Here is a 21,734-nt window from a genome sequence, read left to right on the forward strand (position 1 = left end):
GCCGGTTTGGCGTGTTTCGTTTTTGCTCACCATGGGTATGCAACGAGGCCAGAAACTGAACCTTCTGGCGATCACAAAGACGCCGAAAGCAAGCAACGTGCCCCACATCACTCTGGACGCGAATTGGCCTTATCTTGAAGATCCATCAGACGAGCCATTAGGGCATCGAAAGCGATGGCGTCTGACTGAAGCAGCCCCGCTTCCTGCATTTTCTGGTAGTCTTGGACCAGCGCCTCCAGGGCCGCCCCCTCTGGGATCAGGCAAAGCGACCCTGAGACGGCATCGGCATAGCTAATCGTCGCACCCGCACGATCAGTTTCGCGGAAAAAGTGCTGTTTGTGCTTCGCGACATCTTGAGCAAGCGTCTTGTCCTCCAGCGCCCGTGCAGCGACACCCACAGCCTGCAGCCTATCAAGATCGTACCAGTGACGCGCATAACGGTCGCCGCCTCGAAACGCGCACCGCAAGCAGTAGGCATGGATGGCCGTCGCTTTCTCCCAAAACGTCCGCTCGGCCATCATCACACGAGGCGTGGCGACGGGCGTGAGCAACTCAGGTAGCGCCTGAGAGAGGTCACAAACCACTTCGTGACGCTGCGCCGGTTCGCCTGTCGACCTAGCACCAAATTCCAACAAGACCGAGGATCGAACATATCCACTGCCGCTGCGCACCGCGTCGTAGTCCAGATAGATCTTGTCACCTTCTACACGGATTTCTGCCGGGAGCGCCGCTGCCTTGACCTTGTCCGACAACATGGGGGCAACTTTTGAGCCGGCCCACTCACCCAAGCGATCCCGAACGGCTTCGGTCCATTTCTGAGCTTGCGAGCGGCTTGGCGGATATGGATCGTTGGGGTCCTTGATGAGATCCGGAATGATCTGCCTGATGTCATATGTCAGGTCGACATCCTCTGAAAACCGGTCGATCGCCTTGTAGACCTTGGAAAGCGACGTTCCACCCTTGAAAACCAGGTGTTCGCCGAGATCACTGTCGAACAAGGCGTCAAGCACCCAGACGACCCAGATGTCCTTTTCCAAGAGGTCTGCTGGCCGCCCCAGTTTTGAGGCGGCCACTTCCAGCGCGTCAATCTTGTCTTCGCGTGACAGGGAAAAGTAAGTTTGGCTTTCTGTCATTGCGATGGCGCGAGCGCGCTAAGTTCCTTGGCCATCCAGGTTGGCGCAGAGGCGCGAAGGCTCAGAAGCTCGCGCTGCTCCTCTTCGTTCAACGTCGCCTTGATACGCCTCAAAGCCTGAGCAGCTTCGGATTTGCCGAAATAGGCAAGCGCCCGAAAAGCGTGCCCGGCACGGCTGTTGGGCGCACGAAGCTGCCAGCTCGGCACATGTTTAAGCTCGACGCTTTGCGCTCCGAGCTTCAGATGACGGCTCGGCCCGGAGGTCCAATAAATCTGACGGGATGGGTTCTGCGTCGAAATGCCGAGCAGGTTCGCTGCCGACGCTCCGCTTTGCGACACGCGCTCACCTGTTGATTTCGCAATGTGCTCAACCACGGCCTGAACCGAGGGCGCCCGGCTGCCGAAGCGGGTTTTCACAGGCAAGGCAAACAATCCGCGTCTCACACGCAGAAGCTCCCCACGCCGAACCAAACGCGACAGCGCCTGGTCGACCGCGGCACGCTCTCCGAGGTGCAACAACTCCCGCGCCGACAGGGTCGCACCCTCCGGCAGCGCTTCAGCATAGGCCTTGATCGCTTGAGATGTGGTTTGCATGTTCGCCTCCTAGTGTCAGATATGTAGCTTGATTTCTGACAGTTTTCAAGCTGAAGCTTCCGCGGCTAGGCGAAATAAACGGCCCAAAACGGTCACTACTGAATGTTCAGCGTTGCTGTGCAGCTTCCTGAAAGGTCCCGTCGGCCGCAGCCATCACGACCTCGTCCTCGGCCATCCATTGGTTGGAGATCAGAAACCTGCGGATCGTATCGGGGGCTTCGGAATAGAGCACTAGCGCGAGGCTCTCTTCGGCGCGGGTGCAAGTGACATAGAGCAAGCGGCGGGTGCGCTCGATCGTGGTTTCCTCGCCATTGTCCGCCTTTTTTTGGGCGGTTGGGCCCAAGGGTTTCACACCAAACAGCGTCTCGTAAGAAGCAAGGCCCTTGAAGCGAGTATGGACGTCGTCGGCGATTACCATGACCCGGGGAAATTCGAGCCCTTTGACCCCCTGGTGGGTGCCAAAGGGGCTGCGATCTTCGACATAGGCGAGGTAGCGCGCCACTTGGGAAAACGGGGCATCAAGCGCCTGCGTCCAGGCCTCGGTGATGGTGGGTTCAGTGGGTGGTGTGTCCTCGGGCGTGGTCAGGTCCAGCTCGTCAAACAAGGGATCAAGCTCGGCAAGGATATCGGCCATGTCCTCGGCCGCCGGATTGTCGTCAGGCAAACAGGGTCGAAGCTGGTCAGGGATCGGGAACAACCGGTGCTCGGCCACGACTGCCAACACGTCGGCACAACTCGGATCCGGTTCGTCCTTAAATAGCGTCATCAGCGCCGCAACGCCCGCCCGTGCCGCGTCGAGGCCAGAAGCCTGGCCCCCGCGCCCCGTCCGGATACCTCTCTTATCGACCAGCGGTGAGCCGTCGCGCAGCACTGCCATCGCGGCAAAGGCATCCCCATTCCTTTGTGCCGTCACCAAAGGCAAGACCCGGTGGGTGAAAAGCCGCATCGCAGGTAAGGTGCCATCGCGAAACCCGTCCTTGAGCTTGTCGGGTTTGCTCAATGGCTCAAACAGTTCACTAAAACCAAGACGCGCGGCGGCCATGTGACGCTCGATCGTAAGTGTCTTGATCGCCTCCGCGTTCTGCCACGCGGGGTCTCCGGTGATGCGGGCCATGTCCGCACAAGCGAAGGCTTCAAAGGCTCCGCGATCCGTGCCCTCGCTTGGTGCAAGAAAGACGCGCACGGTGCCACCCGGTTTGTCTTCGCGCGCCCGCTGCTGGCGGCCATCATCGTCGCGCCGGATCGAATTCGCCAGGTCCACGATCCGCTTGCGGCTGCGGTGGTTCATCTGTTTGGCCGGTTGCGAAAAATCCCCCACTCGCTGGTCAAGATCGCGCAAACCATCGGTATAAATGCGCTGCATCGTGTCCCCGAGCAGCCCTAGGGCGATGCGGCCGCGATGGCGCGCCTCGAAGGTCAAGAGCGCCTCCATCAGCGGTTTCATCGTGTCCTGACTCTCATCGATCAGGATGAACGGATAGCGCGCCAGAACGATGTTCTGAAACGTCTCGCTTTCAGTCAGGAAATGCGCGGCGAGCGCAATGACTTCGGTATGTTGCAGCGCATCGCGGCCGAAATTGTCCCCCTCGGGCGCATAGGTGAAGGCGCGGATTTCAGCCAGGCGCTCCAGACGCTTCGTCTTGGAGGCCATCTTCTTCTCGCGTTTGTCATGGGCGTCGGTGCCCACACGGCCCTTCGCATGGGCTGCTTGGATCTCGGCAATTTCTGTCCGCAGGTTGCTCTCTAGCCAGCCCCGAATATCCGCCGTGCGCCCCTCGATGAGCGACCAAGCGAAGCTGTGGATGGTCTGTACCTGAAACACCGGATCGGCCTTGACGCGGCGTGTGATCTCATCTGCGGCGGCGTTGGTATAGGTGATGACGGCGATCTTGCGGCTGTGTTTGCGCAAGGTGGTCAGGGTCTGTGTGTCCAATCCCTCAAGTGCCTCCTTGAGAGATCGCGTCTTTCCAGATCCCGCCCCGGCAAAGAGAAAGAAGCTGCGCGGCTGACCAAGGGACAGGCACGCGCGAATCGTCGCGTCAGCGCCCGCGTCGCGGGTAGCGTCGGTCACGTCTGTCACGCCGCGCCCTCCACGCCCTTCAGCTGGCTCGCGAGCCAGGTAAGGCCGGTGTTGATATAGGGCGGCGCGCGCAACACTTTGATGTCTTTGATGTACAGAAGATCCAGTGCGAAGGCGGCCTTTTCCGGTCTTTTTGCCAACCTTTCAAAGAGCGCCTTGGCGAGGTCTTCAGGGGCCTGAGCCTCAGCGATGGATTTGGCAAAGGCACGGGTCATGAGGCAGGAGAACTCTGTTCCTGCGGCGTCCGTCACGGCTTTCGGGTTAGTCAGGACCAGAGCATCCTCGAAGGTGCTGGGCGTGACGCTCGTGGACACCGAACCAAGTGTCACTTTTTGCGGGGTTTGATAGCTGACGGCGATGGGGCGGTCAGGGGCCGTGTGACACAGAGCCGTGGGGGGAGAGCCTAACAGCTCATCGATCTCTGCCAGCTTGGGGAGCCAGGTCTTTAGCACGTGGTTGGCTGTGGTTTGAGCAGCCCCGCAGCAAGGCTGGACCGATTCTTTGACGACCTTCCCGCCTTTGTCGACCGCTGCCACCGCGTCGAGATCGGTGATGATCAGCGTCGGCACCTCCAGCGCCTCGATCAGAGGCCGCAGCCTATGCGCGTGACTGCCCCCCAGCTCTAAAAAGGATAGATAGGCTGCAGCCAAATCAGGGTAGTGATGTTGGATCAGATGCGGCAGCAGAATTCGCTCCGCAGCACCCTCGATCACGATGATGGCGTCGGCAAAGAATAGATCAAAATGTGTGCTCAGCAGATAGCGCGTCACGAAGCGATGGGTTTCATTGTCCGCACCAAAGAGCCCAGTCATATTCGCCACACTGGCCGTGGGCACAACTCCGTGACTTGGCAGCTCGCGCTTGAAGTAACGCAGCTCCTCAAACGCGGCGGCGTGTGCAATATGGCCCGAATGGGTGCTCACGACCAGCTGAGTGGTAAAGGCCGAGCCCTCCTGCTCCAGATCTTTATGGTTGCGCAGCACCTTGTGGGCCCTAGCCATAAAGACCTGCTGTACCTGAACATGCAGATGCGCCTCCGGTTCCTCGATTAGCACCAGTTGCAGAGGTTCGATACCCTTGTCGTCTGGGGTCACTAACTGCGATTTGAACTTGCCTACTTGCATCCAGTCATCCCGGAAACGCATTAGCTGAAACACCATGGAGATCAGGTTCTGGAAGCCGAGGCCATTGTAGCTTTCAGGCAACTTCACCCCGGAAGTGTCGCCCGAGATATCGTATTGCACCGCAGCCGGGTGATCGAGCCCGTCAACCGGTTTGATCTGCGTGGCTATGAAGAGTTTCGGATTGTTCAGCCCGCCGGGGTAGCCGAGACTTTCCAGTTCCTTGATAGCATCAGCGAAACCATCCTTGAGCCGGGCATTAAAGGTGGTTTCGGCATCATGGATTGCCTCGAGCGCTTTGACGTCGTTCGGCGTGGGGTCCTTTTCGGGGTCGATATGTTTACGGAAATAGGGCTGAATCTGGCTGGCAATCTTGCGGCTAGTTGCGTTCGTCGGTTCATCGTCGTCGCCATTACTGTCCCCTGCGTCTGCGAAACCGCGTTGCGCGTTGATCTCACGAATGTGGATGAGTCCAGCAAAGGGGTTCGAACCGATCCCCTCCGACAAGGCCGGCAGGGCATGCGGCTCAACCGGCCCTGTCGTGGTGAAGCTCATGGGATCCAGAAGATGGGCGTTAAGCTCGAATAGGTCCCTCAGGCGCTTGTCTAGAAATTCTCGAAAGTCACGTGGCCAAAGCGCGAACCCTTTGGCCGTTGCGCCGCCGGGTTGCAGCGTCTGAGCGGCCTCTCGTGCGGCCAGGTACTGCGCCTTGATGTCCGCCCCCTTCTTTGGCTCCAAGCGTAGGCGCACGCCCAGCAAGCCACCAGTCCAGGTCAGTGTTGGGATCAGGTGCGCGACATGGTGCAGCTCTGACGTGTCAGCATGGAGCCAGACGTCAATGAACGGAAGCTGGGCCAGGAGCGGGCTGAGATCCACCTCGACCTCCTGTGTCCAGGCTCCCGCGATCTGTTCAATTGCGGCCCAGTTTGAGGCTGTCACATCACGCGTGTCGATACCGCCGCGATCCTTAAGGAATTTGCGCAGCGCCTTCATGGCCGATGTCTTGCCGCTGTTGTTGGCCCCGACGAGCAGGGTCTGCTTGTCCGACATATCCAGACGGGCGCGCCGCAATTTGCGAAAATTGAAAACTTCAATGCGTGTAAGCTTCATAGTATTGGTGTCCCCCTCGCAGAGAATGCTGCGATAGTTTTTCTATATATACTCGTCCTGCGGGTGTGTAGCCGTACTCAACCGTCAGGGTTCTCCCAGTATTCACTGTCTGGCTATTTGCTTCGCAGATTCACAGGAGATGCTGTGGAAATCGCATGCTGGGTTATGGGCCTCTCATCGGCCGTGAGGCGGAACGCCGGAGGCCTTGCCGCCAATAAATGCAAGAGACTTCGGTCAGAATAAGTGAAACGATTATCGCTTTGTAATCGCGTGACTTTCTTGGCACGCAGATGAATCGTTGCACCGCAAATGAAACGATAAGCACAACGGCGGACTTCACTCTCAGGATCGGCAACGCGTTACCCGCAATCGATTTGTGGCGCTTCGCCCACGACACCCGCATCCACCAGCTGCTCCCGATCGGGAAGATCGCGAAGGCTCTCCAACCCGAAGGCAACAAGGAACTGCTCGGTGGTGACGAAGGTATAGGGGGCCCCTCGCCGGGGCGACCTTGGCCCAGTCCCGATCAGGTTGCGTGCATGCAGCCGCCCGATCAGATCGCGACTAATCTCCTTGCCGAAGATATCCTTGAGCCCGTCGCGCGTGATCGGCTGGTGATAGGCGATGGCGGCCAGAACCGCGACGTCGAATTCGCTCAGGTCCAGCAGTTGATCCCCGACATCTGCCGCCGCGCGGATCGCGGGGGCGTAGGTGGCACGCGTGCGGAACATCCAGCCGCCAGCAACCTGGGCGATCTCGAAGGCCCGCCCCTCCAGATCGGCCGCAAGGTCCTCGACCAGCAGATCCACCGAGGCCCCCTGCCCGACGACGCGGGCAAGGTCTTCACGCGGGACCGGCGCGGTCGAGGCAAACAGCACCGCCTCGATGCGGCGCATCCATTCCCGCCAGCGCAGCTCGGGCGGCAGGTCGGACAGCTCGCGATCCAGTTCGGGGTCAGGGCGATCGTTTGCCATCGCTACAGCCCGTAGAGCCGGAAGGTGTCGCGCCCGGTCAGCTCGCGCACGGCGCCGAGGTCAACCAGCCGGTCACATAGCCGCCGCGCGGCGCGATCCGGCAAAGGCAAGGCACTAGGCGCCACCGCGTCCTGCGTCAGGAATATTTCCACCGCCGCCCCTGCCCCCTTGGCCCGAAGCTTTGGTGCGACCGCTTTCAAATGCGCCGCCCGACGCGCGAGATCGGCAGCCTGCCGGACAGCCTCGGCCCCCGATGATACAAGGGCGCGATGGCAGGCGAGACGCAAGTCGTCGCCTTGCTTGCGCAGGTCAGCGCGTTTCAGGCCCGGGGCCAGCAGCGGCACGACACGATCCCAACCGAGGGCTTGGGCAAGGGCCGCATCCGCGAGGACCAGCGCCGCAACCTCCTCCCGCGGGGCGTCGACCAGAACGGCCTCCAGCACTGCCGCTGCTCGCGCTACCGGCCCGCCCTGCCCTGCATCAAGCCAAACTGCTATCCGCGCTGGATCGAGTTGCGGCAAGGCCCGGTGCAAGGTCCCGATCGACACCTGCCGCTCCGCCGCGCGTTGCCAAGACTGACAGACCGCGCCCGCCGGACCGGGCAGATCGCCCGGACGCAGCAGATGCACCGTATCGCGCAACTCCCCTGCCCGCTCGGGCCGACCGGCAAACGCGACACAAGCTTCGGCCGCGCGCAGCGCGAGGCGGTCCCGCAACAAGGCTTGGGGCACATCCGCGCGTCCCAACACAAGATGCAGGTGGGTCAGCGCTGCGCCCGACAAAAACGCAACATCTTCAAGGGTTTCAGCGCGTACAGAGGTGACCCAGGCGGGCATCCGGGGTAACGTGTCTGGGTCGGTGATGTGATCCGGTCGGGCAACTGTCATGACCAAAGCCTATATCACCACGGCGCTTTTCGCCACAAAAATTCATAGAAACCGCCCCGCCTTCCCGTATCGTATTATGTCCAATAAGTTTGCATTATCGGACATGAAGTAATATGCTCTGCGATATGTCAGAAAACAACGAGAAATCGAGCTCATCCGCGCCAAACGGGTCTTCGGTCAACGAGGACAACGAGAGAGATCACCGTGACGGCGACGCTTTAAGCCTGCCGTCCTTTGTGGCCGGCTCTGGCACCCTTGATCGGCTGGTGGACACCGCGCGCGACTATGCCCGCGCCGCGGCCTCGGACAAGACGCTGAAGGCCTATGCGAAAGACTGGGCGCATTTCGCGCGATGGTGCCGGATGAAGGGCGCGGAGCCTCTGCCCCCGTCGCCCGAAATGATCGGGCTCTACCTTGCGGACCTGGCGTCCGGTTCGGGCCTCTCCCCTGCCCTTTCGGTATCGACAATCGAACGCCGCCTTTCCGGCCTCGGTTGGAACTACGCGCAGCGAGGGTTCACTCTCGATCGCAAGAACCGCCACATCGCCACCGTACTGGCCGGGATCAAACGCAAACACGCCCGTCCGCCGGTGCAGAAGGAAGCGATCCTGGCCGAGGACATCCTCGCGATGGTAGCCACCCTTGCTTTCGACCTGCGCGGGCTGCGGGATCGGGCCATCTTGCTCCTCGGCTATGCAGGTGGTCTGCGTCGGTCGGAAATCGTCAGCCTCGACGTACATAAGGACGACACACCGGATTCCGGCGGTTGGATCGAGATCTTCGACAAAGGCGCCCTGCTCACCCTCAATGCCAAGACCGGCTGGCGTGAGGTCGAGATCGGACGCGGCTCGAAGGATCAAACCTGCCCCGTGCATGCGCTCGAACAATGGCTGCACTTCGCCAAGATCGACTTCGGTCCAATCTTCGTCGGCACCTCGCGCGATGGCAAACGCGCATTGGAAACGAGACTGAACGACAAGCATGTCGCGCGCCTGATCAAGCGCACGGTTCTGGACGCCGGCATCCGGTCGGACCTGCCTGAGAAAGACCGCCTGGCGCTGTTCTCCGGCCATTCGTTGCGCGCCGGTCTCGCCAGCTCCGCCGAAGTCGACGAGCGCTACGTCCAGAAGCAGCTTGGCCACGCCTCGGCCGAGATGACCCGCCGCTATCAGCGGCGCCGCGACAGGTTCCGGGTAAACCTGACCAAAGCCGCCGGTCTCTGAGCCCCTGCCCTATCACGCCGCCTGCCCACTGAGCCTACCATAGAAGCTGCGCTCGAGATGCAGCTCCCCTGCCCCGGCTTTCTCTACCATGCCCCGCAGATAGCCGCCCGGCGAGGCAACCTCGCCCGCACTGTGCTTCTCGAAGACGAGGGCAAACGCGGCCGTGGCCACCTGGGTGCCCATTCGGTCCTGCGCCACGTTCCAGGCATGCTCAGAGATCCCGATCATCGGCCTGAGTTGACCGGCAACCCGGTGCAGATCGCCCCAATCCTTGAGGAATCCACCCAAATTCCGCGCCCAGGACGCGAATTCCGGACAGGCCTGCATGATTGTCGGCAGGTCGAGCGCTGTGCGCTTCTTGCGCACCTCGGCAACCCAGTCTTCCAGCTCCCTGTCAACCCGCTCTTCCGGTGGCGCATTGGGCACCACACCCGCAGCTTCCTCTTTTTCAGAGGAATTACTAGTTACAGGATCAAGTTGGTTTGTAATTAGTATATGAGGTTCAGAAATGACCTCCCTGGGGTTCATTTCTTGAGTCTTCTCCATGACTTGGGCATCTTTATCATCGGTGTTTTCCACAGGTTTCGCCGCGCCCGTCGCTTTGAGATAGGCCGCCTCAACCCGTTCCTGGAGTTCCTTGAACCATGTGAACAAGCGCACCAGCTGTTCGGACGCTTCGTGTCGGCGCGGTAGCCGGTCGAGAAGCTCTTCGAAAAGCCCCGTGAATTGCCTCCAGGGCCCGCGCAACGCGCTGCTGAGAGCTGCCTCGATCCGGGCTCGGATCATCCGGCGCGCCACAGTGATCTGGCGCTTCAGGCGCTGGCAGAGTTCGCGCTCGGCCTGCAAATCGGCATGCAGTTCCTCGAACTCCTCGACACGGGCTGAAAGCGGCGACAGATCGAAGCCATAGGCCTCGACGATCCGCCCCTCTGCGTCCCTGCGGCCCCACCGCTTGCCATTGGGGCTATCCTGGAAGGAGATCACGCCGATCTCAGCAAGGCGCCGCGCGTGGCGCTTGAGGGCAGACAGCGAAAAACCCGTTTGCTCCATCAGATAGGCGTTCGACGCCCAGACGATCGGACGCTGCCCCTCCTCCCAATCCTGGGCCTGAGTGAAGGCCCCCAGTGTATCGAGGAGCATCATGTCGCCGGCTTTCAGGCCGATATGTGCCCCCACGCGCTTGAGTGCCACGAAGGCCCGTGTTTTGGGTACTGCTACCCGTTCACCGGCTTGGGCAAGTTGCTCAGCAACCCCAAGACCCGGTGTCGGCTTGCGCCAACCTGTATGTTTCATGCCTGTATCTCACCTCCGGTTAGTTGGAGGCAAAAGAAAGCCGTTCGCTCAGGAGCGTTCGTCGTTGACAGTGATTCGTGGGAGAGGTATCTTCTAAGCGACCAAACTTTTCAGATTAGCTCTCAGGCCACACTGCTTGGGGGCTTTTCTTTTGCCTAGATCATTGTTCCGACTGCTCCTCTTTTGTCGCGAGGAAATCGCTGTAGAGCTGATCCAGTCGACCGGAGAGAAAGTCCCCGAACTCGGTTGAATCTTGCGCCGTTAGCGAAATACTGAATGCCTTACCGGACCGCCCGATGACGCCTTTGATGCGGCCTTTGCCGGCGGTCCAGGTGCGTTTTTTGGGCGCAGCGCGTGCTTTACGGCGCTTCGGCGCCCTGCCGGCTTCTGCCAGTTTGCTGTGCAAGAACTCGAAGCGAGCATCACTATCGAGATGCTGAAACCCGTCAAACTCCAAGGCTACTTTCAGGATCTTGTCATTCGCGGGCTCCAAAGCCAGCTTTTTGAAATCCTCCCAACGATCCCGTCCGATCTGCTTGGCTGGGCCAATCTGCTCGATAACGTCCCGCGGAACGTTCTGAGCCACCGAGAGCATGCGCGAAAGCAGTGTCCCATCAATGGTCAACGCGGCTTGGATCACATCCTTTGCCTGCCCCATATCCAAGAGATTCTTCGCGAACAGCGCCTTCTCGATGAACGAGAGATCTGCGCGTGCCGTATTTTCCTGCCCTTGAGCAAGAATGTGCGCCACATCGTCCATTGGTTTGACAACAGCGCGAACCTTACGGTTGAGCGCCGACGCAACTCGCACACGGCGATGCCCGAAGACGATCATATAGCGGCCGTCTAATTCCGGATGCGGGCGAAGCAATACTGGTGTGTCCTGGCGGCCGGCAGCGATCGATGCCTTCAGTTCATCGAACGCCTGATCGTCATCACTGAGGCGATCCGAGACAAAGGACACGTCGATCAATTGTGGATCGATCTCCACAATCGTTTCCCCTTCGAGGAGACGCTTCGAGTTCTCCGCGAGGCTGTCGATTGAAACTTTCATCGACTTCGAAGCACCGCGCATTGCGTAACCAGAGCGGCCAGAATCCTTGGGTTGCTCAGGGGAACCGCTCATGACGCTTTTCAGGAGGTCTTTCCGAGCCATCAAGCTAACTCCTTTGCTTTGCGATCCAGCCCACGCTCTGCGCTCATCCGATCAGTTGCAAGGCTGTCAAAATCGGAGATCTGCACGGCTGTCAAAATGTCGGTCATTCGCGCCCCCAGGCCTTGTGAATCAGCTCTGCGATCTCGTCGTTCACGTCGTTCAAAGAAGTGACAGCGCGATCATAGGTGGTCCGGACAAACTGCGACCGCTCGACTTCGTAGAGCGTCTGCTTCGTGATCCCTGCGTCGGATATCGCGGTCGATTTCAACACTGGAGCCGACAGCATCTGATTTGGAAACATTGCCTGGAGGAACCCGACCATCTGCTTTTGGGGGCCGTCCGTCGGTTCAAATCGCGTTACGAGGTAACGGAACCACTTCAGGCGCATGTTCGCTCCAGCGTCACGGATCGTCTTCATGATCCCGCCCAACATCAGAAGAAACTGGCTCATCGACATGACGTCCAGCATCTGAGGATGGACGGTCACAATCACCGAAGATGAGGCCGTCAGAGCGGTGAGCGTCAGGTAGCCCAACTGAGGGGGGCAGTCGATTACGACCACATCATAGCGCTCATCAACCTCGCCGAGCGCTTTGGATATCCGAGTGAAGAAGGTTCGGCCCTCATGGGGGTCGCTGCTCGTCAGTGCAACCGGGGTATCATATTCGTACTCTTGCAGTTCGAGGCTTGCCGGAACGATATCCAGATTTGGAAAGTTTGTCGGTCGGATTACTTCGGAGATGGGCTTGCGCTCGTCATCATACCGTAGTGTCTCATACAACGATGGCACGTTGTCGAGTTCAGGCTGAATACCGTGCAAAGCTGTCAGCGAAGCTTGAGGATCCAAGTCGATCGCAAGAACGCGATGCCCCTTCAGCGCCAAATGCTGAGCGAGATGAGCTGCGGTGGTGGTCTTTCCGCTGCCCCCTTTGAAGTTCACGACAGACACAACGTGCAACTCTTCGCCTGGCTGTCGGTAGGGCACATATCGACGCTTGCCGGGCCGACCATGTTTGTCCAGATAAGCTCTCAGCTCGAGCATCTGCTCCGCAGAGTAGCTACGCCTTCCGGATGACGACGTTTCAGGCTCGGGGCCTTTGCCCTCGAGGTGAAGCTTCTTGATGGTCGACTGGGTTACGCCAAGATAGTAGGCAACCTCCGCCAGCGAAAACTGACGTAGACCTTTCTGGGCATCTGGAGGATACTGTTCTTGCCGCAACATATTGAGACGGTCAGAAATCAACTCTCCCTGCTGAAGGATGATCTCGTCGAAGGGTTGATCCTTCGTATCAGCCTTGAATGACCTATCTCGCATCCGCCTGCCCTCTAAATATCGCTTTTTCAGCGATTTCGCTCTTTAAAGTGTCATCTACACGGAAAAATGAGTCTTAACAACGATTTTCACCCAGAGGTTCGAACCCACTCGATGCACCAGGCGGTTTAGATGCGGCGACAACCTGTAGCGATCACGGAACACCGCGACTCAATATATAGGGACAATAGCGACATCTTCGACGCAGATATTGGGTCATGTCTCGCGGCGATACCTCTGTAACCATCTGTTTTATTTTGAATTTATGCGACTGCACGGCTGTCAAAACACATGCAGATCTAGGACTCGAAACGCCCGACAGCACCTCGAAACCTAGGGTGCCAAAACGAACAGTATCGGCCGGGCCTTACAAACGGACTATGATCATTTGCTGCCGTTCCGCTCTTCAATCACGGCAGACCAACATATAACCAAGTCGTTTCGGGGGCCTAGAAGGCAGCGGAAATCGGCTGGGTTGCCCCAGCCGATTCTTTGCGTCACGCGGCGTCTTTCGGCCCCCAGGGGATGACGGCCTGCAGGGACAGATCGTCCTGGTTCGCGGCCTTGCCGAGGTTGGCGTTGAAGCCATGGTCGCGGATGGTCAGCGTGTAGTAGTCAGCGCCGGTCTCCTTGTTCTGCTTCTTCCAGATGCCGCCGCACTCGACCAGCTTGCCGCGCGGGGAGCGGCCGAGGACGCGGTGCGTGGGGGCCATCGGGTTCGTGCTCGCGACGGGTTCGACCGTGATGTCGAGGTCGAAGGTCAGGGTCGAGATGGAGCCGACGCCCTTGGCGGTTTCGATGTCGGCGCTGGTGAATTTGATGCAGTTCGTGGTCATTGCTCTTCTCCTTGTTTGCGTTGCAATGATGGTCACCTTGCAGCTGGCCAAGGCCCGGCCACACCGAAGGCGAAGCGCAGCGGAGAGGGGCAGGCGCCGGTCTTTTTGCTCCGCGAGGAATGGCCCGCAGGGTCAGGGGAAAAAGATCGGCGACAACCTTTGTGGACGGGACGACAGCTGCGACCAGCATGTCATGCAACTCAGACAAAGGGAGAAGTGCGGGGGCCACGAAGGAAGGTGAGTGAACAGACGAGGGAGATGCCAGGGACCTTGGCACCCTTCTAAACTGATCGCTGATAAGACAAAACCCAGACGTCAAAGTCGCATCCACAGGATCACTACCGCGCCCATTGTCTTCGCGAAAGCGCCCACGATGCAGATGAGTACTCGAGGCGGTCAGAGCGTGGAACGAAAGGCCGGGTCGTCACGTGACACCGCAACCATCCAATCGCCCGAAATGAGAGCCCGGCTGGTCGGTTCGGTCAATACATACGACAGGACACTTGGCCATTGGTCGCCGCAACCAACTGAAAGGGCATACTGCCTGACTCGTGCAACCGTCGCTGACTTGCCCTTCCAGTGTGCATGCTATACGTCATTGACACATACGCCGCCGAAACCTATATGGAACTTAACATGACGCGATTGCAAACAGTGGTCGAACTGCCCGAATTCCAAAGGCGCGCCAAGGCAATCATGTCGGACCAGGAACGTGAGGCGGCGATCAACTTCATTGCCGCCAATCCGGAAGCGGGCATCTCTCTCGGCGGCGGGCTGCGCAAGGTCCGCATTCCGAGAGAGGGGAGCGGCAAGAGCGGCGGCTTCAGGACGGTGTATGTCTTTGGCGGGACCCATATGCCGATCTTTCTGATCACGGTCTTCGCCAAGAATGAGAAAGCCAACCTGTCAAAGACCGAACAGGCTGCTGCGGTAGAGATGAGCAAGGCGCTTGTCGCGAAATATGGAGACGCAACATGAGTGCATTTGAATCCGTATCCAAGGGCCTCGAAGAGGCTCTGGCCTTCGCGAATGGTGATTTGGCCGACGCCAAAGTGCATGAAGTGTCCGTGGCGGAGGTCGATGTCGCCGAAGTCCGGCAACGGACGGGCCTGTCCCAGGCCGAGTTTGCGAAGAGCATTGGCGTCGCGAAAGGTACGCTCCTGAACTGGGAACACGGGCGCCGGCACCCGACAGGCCCAGCACAGGTTCTGCTGGCATTGATCGCCAAGAAGCCTTCCGTCGTACAGGACCTCTTGCGCGGGGCGTGAACCGGGGCCTAAGCCCCGATCCTCTTGATGCGGATTCCGAGCTTGCGGGCCTTGTCGACGATGTTCTCGGTGATGCCCGAACCGGGCGTGGCAATCAGACCCTGCGGCATGGTCTCGAGCATCTTGTCGTTGCGCTTGAAGGGGGCGGCCTTGCCGTGGTTCTTCCAGTCGGGCTTGAAGACCACCTGGGTGACGCCACGGGTATCTGCCCAGCGGGCCGCGATCATCTCGGCGCCCTTGGGCGTGCCTCCGTGCAAGAGCACCATGTCGGGGTATTTCGCATGGGTGGCATCGAGGACGGACCAGATCAGATCGTAAGCCTGATAGTCCCCGCCCGAGAAAGCGATCCGCGTGCCTTCGGGGCAGTGTACCTCGGTCTCCTTGCGGCGCTTGGCCGAGAGATAGGCCCGGCTGTCCACCACGGCGGAGGTGAGACCGCGATGGGAGACCTTTGATCCGGTGCGGGGCAGCCAGGGTGAACCGGTGGCGGCCGAGAAGTGGTCCACGGCCAGATCGCGCATCTGTTCGAAGGCGTCACGATGGTCCCAGAGCTTGAGCCCGATCATCTGGAGGCGCTCGAGCTCGACCGAGGCGACCTCGGAGCCGTCCTGGATTGCCAGACTTTCCCGGACCTCGAATTCGTTGTCGTCGAGGAGCTTCTGGATATGGGTCAGCCGGCGATGGAAGATCGAGGTGAGGGACCAGAGCATCTCTTCGAGATTGTCTTCCAATTGGCTGCCGGTGAGGAGGCCGATGGTGGTGTCGAAGAGGGTCGCCATGGCGAGATCGACCTCATCAGGTTGGGGCAGGGGGCGGTGATCGGTCTCGCCGGGTCCCGGTGTTGCGCCGTGAAGTGCCAGGTGGTCGAGGATGGCGGAGGTGACGCCGGTTTCCTCTTGGATGTCTGTCTGATGGGGCATTGTCTGGTTCCTCTGTTTGATCTGACCCGATTTGGATGGGGCGATACCAGGACCGGCGGCGACCGGGCCGCATCCGTCAGGATCGGAGCGCAGCGGAGAATGCGCCGCGGGCCGGAAAATTGTTCCCGCGAGGAATGAGCCGAAGGCTCAGGGGAATTTTCTGGTTCGGGGCGCATTGCTGCCCGGGCGAGGGGCACTCAGCCCCGACCCGCCGGTCCATCGCTCCCCTTTTCCAAACGGGATCAGATCGAACCTGCGGACCCTTTGCCCAGTCGGACATCCCCGGGGAGGTTGGCGGTCAGCCGTCCTCGATCTCCAGACCTTGTGTTTTCATGGCCTCGAGCAGGGAGCGGCGCAGCGCATCCTTGCCAAAAGCCCGCAGATCGTCGTTGAAATCGCCCATGTTCGGCACGAGATCACCACAGGCAATTCCAATAGATTCCAATTGGTTACGAAATCTCGTTGATGCGTTACGTCCAGCTTCGTCATTGTCTCGCACGATCCAGATGCGCGTGATCCCCGGCGGCGGGATGAAGAGGCCGAGATGGGTGGCGGTGAGACAGGAGGCGAGGTCGAATTCTGGCAGGGCGGTTCCGACCGAGAGGGTGTTCTCGAGCCCTTCGCCGACGATGAGATCGCTGCGAGGTGAGCCGGACCAGAAGCGGATGGCATGGCCGTGCAGCTGCCCGAGGATCCGTTTCGGGCTCTCGATCTCGGCCAAACCGCCGGTGGACGGGTCGAGATAGACCCTTGCGCATCCGGTGATCTGACCCCGATTGTCGGTGATCTTTGCGAGTAGGGCAGGGGCCCGTTCCGGCGGATCGGCGCCGTCCTCGCCCTGCCTGAGGAAGACCCGTGGGTGATAGCGGATCGCGGGACCGAAGCGCGTGATGCCGCGCCCTTGCAGATAGGTGGCGGCGAGGGTTCCAAGGACCGGCTTGCCCGCGGCGAAAAGTTTGCGCGCCCGCGCGATGCGTTTGCTGGAGGCTGCATCCGGGCGCTCAGCCCTTTGGGTGTCTCGAGGTACGGCAGGGCAGGGAGCTTCGCCGAGAAAGGATCGGGCTGCTCTCAGCGTTTCCTTCAACGTGGTTGAACCGAGCCGCTCGTGCAGCAGGTCGATCAGGTCGCCATATTCACCCGTCGCGAAATCTTGCCAGGACCCGGCTTTACGACCACCCTGCGCCTGCAGACGGATGGCGAGGCTCTGGCCCTTTGCACCGGACGTGTCGCCGACCTGCCAATAATTACCCAGCTTGCGCCCCTCGGGGAAATACTGGCGGCAGAAACTCTCGGCATGGTCTGCCAGATCGGCCGAGAGGTCCGCGATACTGTGGCGCGCGCTCATGCGGCGGCCTCCGATGTGCCGGCGCCAACCGGATGCTCGGCAAGGATCCGTGTCAGCACCTCGATGCCGTCGACCGGAATGAACACCCGCGTCTTCCACTGGATCACTTCCGTGAAACAGCCCATTGCCTTCAGTCCGGGCAGGGCCGCGCCTGAAGCACCTATCAGCTCAAGCCTCGGCTGCCCCATGACCAGCGACCGGCGCAGCTGATAGCCGCCGAGGAGGTTCAGGGTCGTTCTGGCTTCCATCACCGCGGCGAAGACCTCCTGCGGTTTCATCTCGATCTGACAATCGAGGCCGAGCCGCGCGTAGACATTGAGAAGCTGCTCTTGGCTGACAAGACGGCCGATGGCGCGTTCCCCATCCTCGGTCTGCAGGCGGTAGATGCGCATGTTGTCAGCGGGAAGCCGATCCCAGATCGGCAGAAGGAGGCCGCAGATCAGCGTGATCTTCGAGGTGGTGAACTCCGGCACCGCGTCAACCTCGGCCTGCCAGAGCTGTTCGAACATGGCATCATCGATCTCTTCCCAGTGCGATTTCGAGAACTCGGTCAGCGCGAGGATCTCGGTGGCCATGGGCCGCAAGAGCTTCACCCGAAGGATTGGCACACCATCCTCGTCCATGAAGGCCGGCGCCTTCACCATCAGGGCCGCGCGTTTGGAGGAGGTGTTCCAGCAGAGCGTCGCACCTTTTGTATCGGAGCAGATGGCTTTGACCCGGGGCAGGGTCAGCGGATCATTGCGATCGGTGCGCTCGACGGTCAGCGCGGTCGCCGTTGCGCCCGTCGCCTCGTGCTCGAAGATCACCTTGCGATCGACGATCTCGAACTTCTCCGCGCGCAAGGTTTCGAGACCGATATCGAGCGTGCCTGCCTGGCGCGCGTCCTCGATGATTGCCGAAAGAAACCCGCCGAAGGCCTCAAAGATCGCGTCCTGCATGTCGATCCTCAGCGCAAGGCAGCGATTCAGGAACTGCTGGATCGGCGGCAGATTCTCTTTCATCGTGCCATCCACCTCATCGAGCGTCAGCCCGGTCATCTCCTGAAACTTCGCGTAGGAGCAGGCATCGATCTTGCCCGCCCGCAGCTTGTAGAAGAACTGGCGCAGCGCAGCGCGGGCGTAGGGGCTTTCGAGATTGTCCTCTGCGCGGAACATGTTCTGGCCGCCCGTCTCGCGTTGCCCCTTGGTGATCGCCCCCAGCGTGTCGAGGCGACGCGCGATGGTGGAAAGAAACCGCTTCTCCCCCTTCACATTGGTCGCAACGGGTCGAAAGAGCGGTGGTTGCGCCTGATTGGTGCGGTTGGTACGCCCCAGCCCCTGGATCGCATTGTCGGCCTTCCAGCCGGGTTCCAGGAGGTAATGCACCCGGAGGCGCTGGTTCTTTGCCCCAAGATCGGCGTGGTAGCTGCGCCCGGTGCCACCGGCATCGGAGAAGATCAGGATGCGCTTGGCTTCATCCATGAAGGCCTGCGTCTCGCCGAGGTTGGAGGAGGCGGGGCGGTTCTCGACCTTGAGCCGCCCCTCACGCGTTTTTACGATGCGCCGCTTGCGTCCGGTGACCTCGGCCACCGCCTCCCCGCCGAAATGCCAGAGGATCTGGTCGAGCGCGCCCTGCACCGGGGCGAGGGCACCCAGATGCTGGACAAGATCGTCCCGCCGCCGCTCCGCCTCGCGGCAGATGATCGGGTTGCCATCGCCATCGAGGGCAAGGCGCGAGCGCAGATCGCCGTTCTCGTCGGTGTAGGGCTCGAAGAGTTGCGTCGGGAAGGAGTGCATCAGGTAATCCATGATGTTCTCCCTGGGCGTAAAATCGACCTGCAGATCATCCCACTCCGAAGGCGGGATATCCTCGAGTCGCCGTTCCATCACCGCTTCGCTGGTCGAAACCACCTGGATCACTGCAGAATGCCCCGCCGCGAGGTCCGCCTCGATAGAGCGGATCAGCGAGGGGCATTTCATGGCGGTGATGAGATGATTGAAGAAACGCTGCTTGTTGCTCTCGAAGGCCGAGCGCGCAGCGGATTTCGCCTGAGGGTTCAGCGTACCGGTCTCGGAGGAAATACCCGAGGCCTGAAGGGCGGCCTCCAAGTTGGTGTGGATGATCTGGTAGGCGTCGGCATAGCTGTCATAGATCGCGATCTGTGCGGGCGTCAGCTCATGCACCAGCATTTCGTACTCGACCCCGGCATAGGAGAGCGAGCGTGCCAGATAAAGCCCGAGCGCCTTCAGGTCGCGCGAGATCATCTCCATGGCCGCAATTCCCCCGGCCTCCATCGCGGCGACAAACTCAGGCCTTGTCACGAAGGGAAAATCCCCGGTGCCCCAAAGGCCAAGGCGGGAAGCATAGGCGAGATTGCCGACGACCGTCGCGCCGGTGGCCGAGACGTAGAGCACCCGCGCATCCGGAACCGCGTTTTGCAACGCGAGGCCCGCAAGACCCTGCTGGGAGGCCTTTTTGTCGCCGCGGTCGGACTTTTCGCCGGCGGCATTCGCCATGGCGTGGCTTTCGTCGAAAGCGATGACCCCGTTGAACCCCTCGCCAAGCCAGGACGTCACCTGATCGAGGCGGGAGGCTTTCCCGTCGCGTTCAGCAGAACGCAGGGTGGCATAGGTGACGAAGAGGATGCCCTCTGGGAGACGGATATCGCTCCCCTGGCGGAATTTCGACAGTGGCACGATATCGATCTCGCGCCCCCCAAGCGCCATCCAGTCGCGCCGCGCATCCTCGATGAGCTTGTCGCTCTTCGAGACCCAGACCGCCCGTCGGCGTCCCTGCAGCCAGTTGTCGAGGATGATGCCCGCGACCTGCCGCCCCTTGCCGCAGCCGGTGCCGTCACCCAGGAACCAGCCCTTGCGCAGGCGAAACGCGCCTTCGTCGCCCTCGGCCGCCGCCATCAACTGGCCTTCGATCTCGCCGCGCTTGAACCAGCCCTTGAGATGCGTCTCATGCGCGTTGCCCGCATAGATGACACTTTCCAGCTGCGGCGCAGAAAGAAGGCCGTCCTGAACGAGGTTCTTCGGCAGGATGGGACGATAGGTCGGCACGGGCGGCGGCACCGAGGCCATAGCGGTGGATTGCACCAGCGCGGTCGGATGTTCCGCCGCGCCATCGATCCTGATCGCCTGAAGGTCATAGGCCTCGTAGACCGTGTCCTGCAGCGTGCCGTCGGGTTGGCTCCAAGCCTTCGGCAGGTAGTCGATCGGGGCCGTCGCGATATCGTCAAACGGGTGCCTTGCGCGTTCTTCGGCAAGGGCACGGGTTTCCTTGCGCGCGGCATTGCGCAGGGCCTGCAGGTTGGTGCGGGTCGAAGCGGTCGGAGCCGACAGGGCTGTGCTGGTTGGGCAGGGTGGAGGGCTGCGGCGCACCGGGCAATGGGTCAGAACTGACGCGAGAAGTTCACCCGTGGTCGCGCAGATCGGATGGTAGACGGCCTCGCTTTCGACCGATGCGATCTCATCAGCGCCAGTCGCACGCTTGTCGATCACCGTCAGCCGCGTGTCGATCGTGGTGCCATGCCGCGCAAAGACCTTGCCGTCGATAGCGGCGGAAAATACCACATCGGCGCTTTGTGCGATCCGCTGAAACGTCGACTGAAAGGATTTCGTCGAGTGGCGGAAGCTCTCGCCGGTGATGACGACAAGCCGCCCACCCGGCGCGAGGCGCGCCAAGGCGGAAAGCACATGTTGACTAGTCGCCTGTCGAAATCGGCCTTCGACATGGTTGGCGGCAGAGAAGGGCGGGTTCATCACAATGACCGAGGGCGTGATCGAGCGAATTAGCCGGTCATCGATCGAGGCAGCGTCGTGTTCCGTGACAACAGCCTCCGGAAACAGATGTCCCAGCAATGCGCGGCGGGTTTCCGCAAATTCGTTGAGCGCCAGCCGCGCGCCCGCAATCCGGGCGAAGATCGCCAGCATGCCGGTGCCGGCCGAAGGTTCGAGCACCAGATCGTCGACGCGAAACCCCGCAGCCTGGGCGACAATGGCCGCGAGGGGCATGGGGGTTGAGAATTGTTGCAAGCGTACGCTGTCTTCTGAACGCCGCGTGTGGGAGGGGGCCAGACCGGCGAGACGCTCGATCATGGTGAGGAAGGCGTGCGGCGAGGCGGCCTGACGTTGCATCAGCGCGCCATAGCGCGCGAGCATCAGGATCTGGGCGACCTCTGCGGCTTCGTAAGCATCCTTCCAGATCCAGGAGCCGCTGGTGTCGCTGGCACCGAAGGCTTGCTCCATCGCAGTGCGAAGGGCGGCGGCGTCGATGGACCTGCCCGCCTCGAACAGGGGGACGAGGGCTTTCGCAACCTGCATCAGGTGTTGGGCGAAGCCCGGAGCCTCTGGCAGGGCAGGGGCGTCGGGCTCGGTTGCAAGTTGGACGGAATGGGGGTGAGCGTTCATCGGCAATCTCCGGGGTTGAGGGTTGGCCCCAAGCCCCGCGCGCACTCTCTCACCCGGGAGGGGTCACCCCTCCCGCCCTGCCTCTTGCT

The 21,734-nt window shown here is 60.8% G+C and carries 16 protein-coding genes; 3 read left to right on the plus strand and 13 right to left on the minus strand.

Features of this window, described 5'->3' with window-relative positions:
• Positions 1 to 107 precede the first annotated feature (107 nt).
• The 6 genes from I6N89_RS19480 to I6N89_RS19505 all read right to left on the minus strand — a co-directional run bounded on the left by I6N89_RS19480 (position 108) and on the right by I6N89_RS19505 (position 7,898).
• The gene (locus I6N89_RS19480) at positions 108 to 1,133 is read right to left on the minus strand and encodes a nucleotidyl transferase AbiEii/AbiGii toxin family protein (RefSeq protein WP_038069786.1); all 1,026 of its coding nucleotides are present in this window, start codon (positions 1,131 to 1,133) and stop codon (positions 108 to 110) included.
• On the minus strand, positions 1,130 to 1,726 hold the full coding sequence (locus I6N89_RS19485; RefSeq protein WP_038069784.1) for a DUF6088 family protein: 597 nt from the start codon (positions 1,724 to 1,726) through the stop codon (positions 1,130 to 1,132). Before I6N89_RS19485 ends, I6N89_RS19480 begins: the two co-directional genes overlap by 4 nt.
• A gap of 106 nt (positions 1,727 to 1,832) precedes the next feature.
• On the minus strand, positions 1,833 to 3,806 hold the full coding sequence (locus tag I6N89_RS19490) for a UvrD-helicase domain-containing protein (RefSeq protein ID WP_038069781.1): 1,974 nt from the start codon (positions 3,804 to 3,806) through the stop codon (positions 1,833 to 1,835).
• Complete coding sequence (locus I6N89_RS19495; RefSeq protein WP_038069779.1) at positions 3,803 to 6,037, minus strand: ATP-dependent nuclease; 2,235 nt, start codon at positions 6,035 to 6,037, stop codon at positions 3,803 to 3,805. Before I6N89_RS19495 ends, I6N89_RS19490 begins: the two co-directional genes overlap by 4 nt.
• 359 nt (positions 6,038 to 6,396) lie before the next feature.
• Positions 6,397 to 7,011, minus strand: coding sequence for an SMC-Scp complex subunit ScpB (gene scpB, locus I6N89_RS19500; RefSeq protein WP_038069776.1), 615 nt, complete (start codon positions 7,009 to 7,011; stop codon positions 6,397 to 6,399).
• A 2-nt stretch (positions 7,012 to 7,013) separates the two neighbouring features.
• Positions 7,014 to 7,898, minus strand: a complete 885-nt coding sequence (locus I6N89_RS19505) for a DUF1403 family protein (protein ID WP_038069773.1) — start codon at positions 7,896 to 7,898, stop codon at positions 7,014 to 7,016.
• Between the two features lie 113 nt (positions 7,899 to 8,011).
• Between I6N89_RS19505 and I6N89_RS19510 the strand changes: the two genes are divergently transcribed.
• On the plus strand, positions 8,012 to 9,121 hold the full coding sequence (locus tag I6N89_RS19510) for a tyrosine-type recombinase/integrase (protein WP_107817726.1): 1,110 nt from the start codon (positions 8,012 to 8,014) through the stop codon (positions 9,119 to 9,121).
• A gap of 12 nt (positions 9,122 to 9,133) precedes the next feature.
• On the opposite strand, the gene repC is transcribed toward I6N89_RS19510, so the two are convergent.
• The 4 genes from repC to I6N89_RS19530 all read right to left on the minus strand — a co-directional run bounded on the left by repC (position 9,134) and on the right by I6N89_RS19530 (position 13,718).
• Positions 9,134 to 10,414, minus strand: a complete 1,281-nt coding sequence (gene repC / locus I6N89_RS19515) for a plasmid replication protein RepC (RefSeq protein ID WP_074854998.1) — start codon at positions 10,412 to 10,414, stop codon at positions 9,134 to 9,136.
• A gap of 160 nt (positions 10,415 to 10,574) precedes the next feature.
• On the minus strand, positions 10,575 to 11,570 hold the full coding sequence (gene repB / locus I6N89_RS19520; RefSeq protein ID WP_038069770.1) for a plasmid partitioning protein RepB: 996 nt from the start codon (positions 11,568 to 11,570) through the stop codon (positions 10,575 to 10,577).
• Between the two features lie 103 nt (positions 11,571 to 11,673).
• Positions 11,674 to 12,885, minus strand: a complete 1,212-nt coding sequence (gene repA / locus I6N89_RS19525) for a plasmid partitioning protein RepA (RefSeq protein ID WP_038069768.1) — start codon at positions 12,883 to 12,885, stop codon at positions 11,674 to 11,676.
• Between the two features lie 494 nt (positions 12,886 to 13,379).
• Positions 13,380 to 13,718 (minus strand): DUF736 domain-containing protein, encoded by a 339-nt coding sequence (locus I6N89_RS19530; RefSeq protein ID WP_017470241.1) that lies wholly within the window; start codon positions 13,716 to 13,718, stop codon positions 13,380 to 13,382.
• Positions 13,719 to 14,342: 624 nt separating this feature from the next.
• Between I6N89_RS19530 and I6N89_RS19535 the strand changes: the two genes are divergently transcribed.
• Positions 14,343 to 14,696 carry a type II toxin-antitoxin system RelE/ParE family toxin gene (locus I6N89_RS19535; protein WP_236016735.1) on the plus strand — a complete coding sequence of 118 codons (354 nt, stop codon included), beginning with the start codon at positions 14,343 to 14,345 and terminating at the stop codon, positions 14,694 to 14,696.
• Complete coding sequence (locus I6N89_RS19540) at positions 14,693 to 14,986, plus strand: helix-turn-helix domain-containing protein (RefSeq protein WP_038068090.1); 294 nt, start codon at positions 14,693 to 14,695, stop codon at positions 14,984 to 14,986. Before I6N89_RS19535 ends, I6N89_RS19540 begins: the two co-directional genes overlap by 4 nt.
• 8 nt (positions 14,987 to 14,994) lie before the next feature.
• Here I6N89_RS19540 and I6N89_RS19545 read toward each other — a convergent pair whose 3' ends face one another.
• The 3 genes from I6N89_RS19545 to I6N89_RS19555 all read right to left on the minus strand — a co-directional run bounded on the left by I6N89_RS19545 (position 14,995) and on the right by I6N89_RS19555 (position 21,645).
• Positions 14,995 to 15,906, minus strand: coding sequence for a DUF2493 domain-containing protein (locus tag I6N89_RS19545; protein WP_038068089.1), 912 nt, complete (start codon positions 15,904 to 15,906; stop codon positions 14,995 to 14,997).
• A gap of 298 nt (positions 15,907 to 16,204) precedes the next feature.
• Positions 16,205 to 17,251, minus strand: coding sequence for a DUF7146 domain-containing protein (locus I6N89_RS19550; RefSeq protein ID WP_038068088.1), 1,047 nt, complete (start codon positions 17,249 to 17,251; stop codon positions 16,205 to 16,207).
• On the minus strand, positions 17,248 to 21,645 hold the full coding sequence (locus I6N89_RS19555; RefSeq protein ID WP_038068087.1) for a strawberry notch-like NTP hydrolase domain-containing protein: 4,398 nt from the start codon (positions 21,643 to 21,645) through the stop codon (positions 17,248 to 17,250). The genes I6N89_RS19550 and I6N89_RS19555 overlap by 4 nt, the downstream gene beginning before the upstream one ends.
• Between the last annotated feature and the right edge of the window lie 89 nt (positions 21,646 to 21,734).

The organism is Salipiger abyssi, from assembly GCF_017311415.1.
Lineage (GTDB): Bacteria > Pseudomonadota > Alphaproteobacteria > Rhodobacterales > Rhodobacteraceae > Salipiger > Salipiger abyssi_A.